A 4187-nucleotide genomic window follows, 5' to 3' on the forward strand; every position below is an offset into this window, starting at 1 on the left:
AAGCGCGCGGCGCGGCCGGTCAGGCGGCCGGGCCGATCCGGTGGAACCCGGCGGCATACGCCTGGCATCCGCGCCGGGACGTGGCCGGCGCGAGATCGGATCAGACGGTGTGGCGGGCGACGCGGGCGCGGAGGCGGTCCCGGGTCGCCGGCCACTCGGCGGCGACGATCGAGAACATCGCCGAGTCGCGCAGGCGGCCGTCCTCGCCCGGGGCCCAGGACTGCGACCAGTTGCGCAGGACACCCTCGAACACGGCGCCGGTCGCGGCGATCGCCGAGCGGGAGCGCTCGTTGCGCGCGTCGGTCTTCAGGTCCACCCGGGCGACCTGCCACCGCTCGAAGGCGTGGGTGAACAGCAGCAGCTTCGCCTCGGCGTTGCGGCCCGTGCCCTGCGCGGCGGGGGCCAGCCAGGTGAACCCCACCTCGACCGCGCTCAGCCGCTCGGTGCCCGGCCAGAAGCGCGGATCCCAGTAGGCCGTCGCCCCGACCGCGCGCCCCGTGGCGAGATCGATCTGCGCGTACGGCGACAGGCGCCCGGTCTCCTGCCGCCGGCGCATCTCGGCGAGATATGCGGGAATCTCGTCGGGCCGGGGCACCCACGTGAAGCCGTACGTCGCTCGATCGCCGGACACGGCCTCGGTCAGGTCGGCCGCGTGGCCGGACGAGAGCGGCTCCAGCCGCACCAGCTCGCCCTGAAGCACCGGGCCCTCAAGACGGAATGTCACCCGAGCACTCTACGCGGCGGGTCACCCGGAATGCCGTGGGCCGTGTAGGCGCTCCGGTGGCGGGTAGGCGTTCGGCGAGGGCGCGAAACCAGGCGCCGACCAGGGAAGGCCGGGAGGTGCGGCGATGAAGGCCATTCAGTTCGAGCATTACGGTGAGCCCGCCGCGGTCCTCGAGGTCGAGCAACGGCCGGTTCCGCAGCCGGGGCCGGGTGAGGCGCGGGTCCGGATCCTGGCCAGCCCCGTCAACCCGTCCGACCTGCTGTACGTGCGGGGCCACTACGCGGGCGTGGAAGCGCACTTCCCGGCGCCCGTCGGGTTTGAGGGCGTCGGTGTCGTGGACGCGCTCGGACCGCGGGCGCGGGGTCCGGTGCCCGGGCGGCGCGTCGTGGTCCTGAACGGTCCCGGGGGCAACTGGGCCGAGTACTGCGTGGTGCCCGCCCGCGACCTGATCCCGGTGCCGGACGACATTCCCGACGAGCAGGCGGCGTCCTTCATGATCAACCCGGCGTCCGCCGTCCTCATGGTGCGCCACGTGCTCTCGGTCCCGAGGGGCGAATGGCTGCTGCAGTCGGCGGCCAGCTCCGAGCTGGGACGCATGATCATCAGATTGGCCAAGCGCGACGGCATCCTCACCGTCAATGTCGTCCGCCGTCACGAAGCGGTCGCCCAGTTGCGGCGCCTCGGCGCCGACGCCGTCATCGTGTCCTCCGACGGGCCGATCGACGAGCAGGTGCGCGGCATCGTCGGTCCGGCAGGGGTCAGGTACGCCATCGATCCGGTGATCGGAGCGACCGGAACCCAGATGTTCAAGGCACTGGGCGAGGAGGGCCGGATGCTGGTCTACGGCTCCCTGACCGGTGAACCCATGCTCGTTGGCGATGATCCGGGCTACATCCTCTCGGGTCGCCGCGTGCTGGAGGTCTTCTGGCTCGGCTACTGGCTGCCCCGGCTCGACGAGCATGCGCGGCGCCGGCTGGTCGAGGACGTCGCCGACCTGCTGCGCGCGGGCGTTCTCGAGACCTCCCCCGGCCGGGACTACTCCCTCGACGAGATCGCCGCCGCCGTTGCCCAGGCCGAATCGCCGGGCAGGCGGGGAAAGGTGTTCCTGGTTCCCGCCGCCTGACGACGTTCGCCGGGGTCAGGTCGTCCCGGGGGTCAGCAGCTCGGCGTTCAGGTCCGCCGGGCACTCCCAGAGTGCGCGGGTGAGGCGGGCGTTGCTCCCGCTCCAGATCATCCGCAGGCGGCACACACCGTCGCGGCTCTCGACCGCGACCATGGGCTTGGCCTGCTGGTTCAGCCCCTTCAGGCCGAACAGCGCGATCGGTTCGGCCGCCGGCCGCCGCGCTGCGCGCCGCTCGTCCTGCCAGACCCGGTACGCGGCGGCCAGCCGCCACGGTGCGCAGTCGCGGAGCTGACCGTACAACGTCTTGACCCAGGTGTCGGTGTACTGCGCGTGCCGGTAGCTGATCGGATAGCCCGCGAGCAGCGACGCGAGCTCGGCGTCGACGTCGACGCCGCACAGCGTGAGCGCGTCGGCCAGCGCGTGCCGTTCGAGCAGCGCGACGACGGGGCGCGCGTGTTCGGCGTCCGGCACCTGCCATCGCCGCACCGCCGTGGCGTCGCGATGGGCCGCGCTCCACAGCCACGGCAGCCGGTCCCAGCGATGGTCCTGGTTCGCGCCGATCAACGCCTCGACGCCGACGGCCAGCTCGTCGCCGTCCGCCCGCACGGCGAGCCACGGCCCGCGCTTGCTCAGGCCGGCCTCGTATCCGGCGAGCGCGACGACGGCGCTCTTGACGTAGCGGCCGAACCGGTCGCGGGGGAAGTGGAAGCAGAGCTGGGCGTGGTCGAGCTCGGCCAGATGCTCGGCGAGGGCCGGGCGCTGCTGCGGCGGCACGGCGGAGGCGTCCACCGCGAGCCGCACCCGGGCGTCGGCCGCCGCCGCGTGCCGGGCGGCGATCTGGCGGGCGAGCGCGGCCCGCCGGCGGTCCGGGTCGGCGGCGGGCGGGGTGCCGCGCAGCGTGTCCCGATACCCGTGCCACAGGCGGACCGCGTCGACCACCGCCTCCTCGTCCCGGACGAGCAGGCGCGGCGCCCAGACGGCCGGCGGATCGCCGGGGCCGTCGCCCGGCCCCTCCAGGATCGTGACCTCGAAGACGACGTCGCCGTCGAGGTCGTACTCGAGGTCCACGTCGCGCACCCACGTGCGGCGGTCGGCGGACAGCCCGCCCTCGCCGGGCGGCACGGTCCGGCGGGCGGCCACGGCGGTGACCTGCATCCGGCCGGCGCCGGTCGGCTCGTGGACGACCAGGCCCGTCAGGCCGCCGGGCGCCGAACCGTAGAGGTCGTAGTACGGCACGAGCGTGCCGAACGCGGCCTCGATGCCGAGCCCGCGCAGCCGGGCCGAGACGCCGGCCAGCAGTTGCTCGCGGCGCGAACGGTGCCGGTCGAAGGACTGGAACATGCGCGCGATCCTGCCACAGCGCCCGTCGCGCCGCTCGGCACGCCGCTACTGCCGGGCGACGCAGGTCGACGCGTGCTCGGTCAACCACTGCATCGCCGCCGCCATCGCTTCGGCATCCTCGTCGATGCCGCATCCGGAGCACCGCTTCGTGAGGTACCCGGTCAGGTTCATCTCGATCCAGGCCTGCGCCCCGCCGGCGGTCGTGAGGACGTCCGACACGATCTCCCGGTACTCTTCCATGCCGCGATCCTCCCGCCGGCCCGCGGTCGTTCCTGGCGCCACAGTGCCGGCATTTCCCCACCGGGCGGCACAACCACCCGCACAATCGCCCGCAACGGGTGACGCCACCATCCCCGATGCGCCCGTTCGGACGGGTTGACACGGGCAGAGGCGTCCGTCAAATTATCAAGAAACTTTACAGTTTACCTGGAGGACGTCGTGTATCGTCCCGCCCGCCACGCCCTGTTAGCAGGCGCGCTGGCCCTGACCACCGCCGCCATCGGTCTCATCTGGGCCACCACCGCCTCGCCGGCCGGCGCCGCCGTCGTGAACCTCCAGGATGTGGTGCCCGTACCCGTGTCGGTCCAGCCGGCCGCCGGCGTCACGTACACCCTGCCGTCCACGGCCACGATCCAGACCGCGTCCGGTTCCGCGCCCGCCACCGACGTCGGCAACTACCTGGCCGGCATCCTGCGGCCGTCGACCGGCTACGCGCTGCCCGTCGTCGCGGCGAACGGCACGCCGACCAGCGGCATCGCGCTGCTGCTGTCCGGCGCCGACCCGAGCGTGGGCTCCGAGGGCTACCAACTCGACGTCACCGCCGCCGCCGTCACGCTCCGCGCGCAAACCGCGGCCGGCCTCTTCAACGGCGTCCAGACGCTGCGCCAACTCCTCCCGCCGCAGATCGAGGCGAAAACCGTCCAGAGTGGACCGTGGACGCTCACCGGCGGCCGGGTCGTCGACTACCCGCGCTACGCCTACCGCGGCGCGATGCTCGAC

5 protein-coding genes are annotated in these 4187 nt (G+C 73.3%); 2 read left to right on the top strand and 3 right to left on the bottom strand.

The window, feature by feature from the left end; genetic code table 11:
• Positions 1–100 precede the first annotated feature (100 nt).
• Positions 101–724, bottom strand: coding sequence for a GNAT family N-acetyltransferase (locus ABT297_RS42685; RefSeq protein ID WP_350559831.1), 624 nt, complete (start codon positions 722–724; stop codon positions 101–103).
• A 124-nt stretch (positions 725–848) separates the two neighbouring features.
• Here ABT297_RS42685 and ABT297_RS42690 point away from each other — a divergent pair, with 124 nt between their 5' ends.
• The gene (locus ABT297_RS42690; RefSeq protein WP_350559834.1) at positions 849–1847 is read left to right on the top strand and encodes a zinc-dependent alcohol dehydrogenase family protein; all 999 of its coding nucleotides are present in this window, start codon (positions 849–851) and stop codon (positions 1845–1847) included.
• Positions 1848–1862: 15 nt separating this feature from the next.
• Here ABT297_RS42690 and ABT297_RS42695 read toward each other — a convergent pair whose 3' ends face one another.
• Positions 1863–3188, bottom strand: coding sequence for a hypothetical protein (locus tag ABT297_RS42695; protein ID WP_350559837.1), 1326 nt, complete (start codon positions 3186–3188; stop codon positions 1863–1865).
• A 45-nt stretch (positions 3189–3233) separates the two neighbouring features.
• Positions 3234–3428 (bottom strand): hypothetical protein, encoded by a 195-nt coding sequence (locus ABT297_RS42700; RefSeq protein ID WP_350559840.1) that lies wholly within the window; start codon positions 3426–3428, stop codon positions 3234–3236.
• Between the two features lie 198 nt (positions 3429–3626).
• Here ABT297_RS42700 and ABT297_RS42705 point away from each other — a divergent pair.
• On the top strand, positions 3627–4187 hold a 561-nt coding region (locus ABT297_RS42705), incomplete at its 3' end, for a glycoside hydrolase family 20 zincin-like fold domain-containing protein (protein WP_350559843.1).

Source organism: Dactylosporangium sp. NPDC000555 (genome assembly GCF_040300025.1).
Classification (GTDB): Bacteria; Actinomycetota; Actinomycetes; order Mycobacteriales; family Micromonosporaceae; genus Dactylosporangium.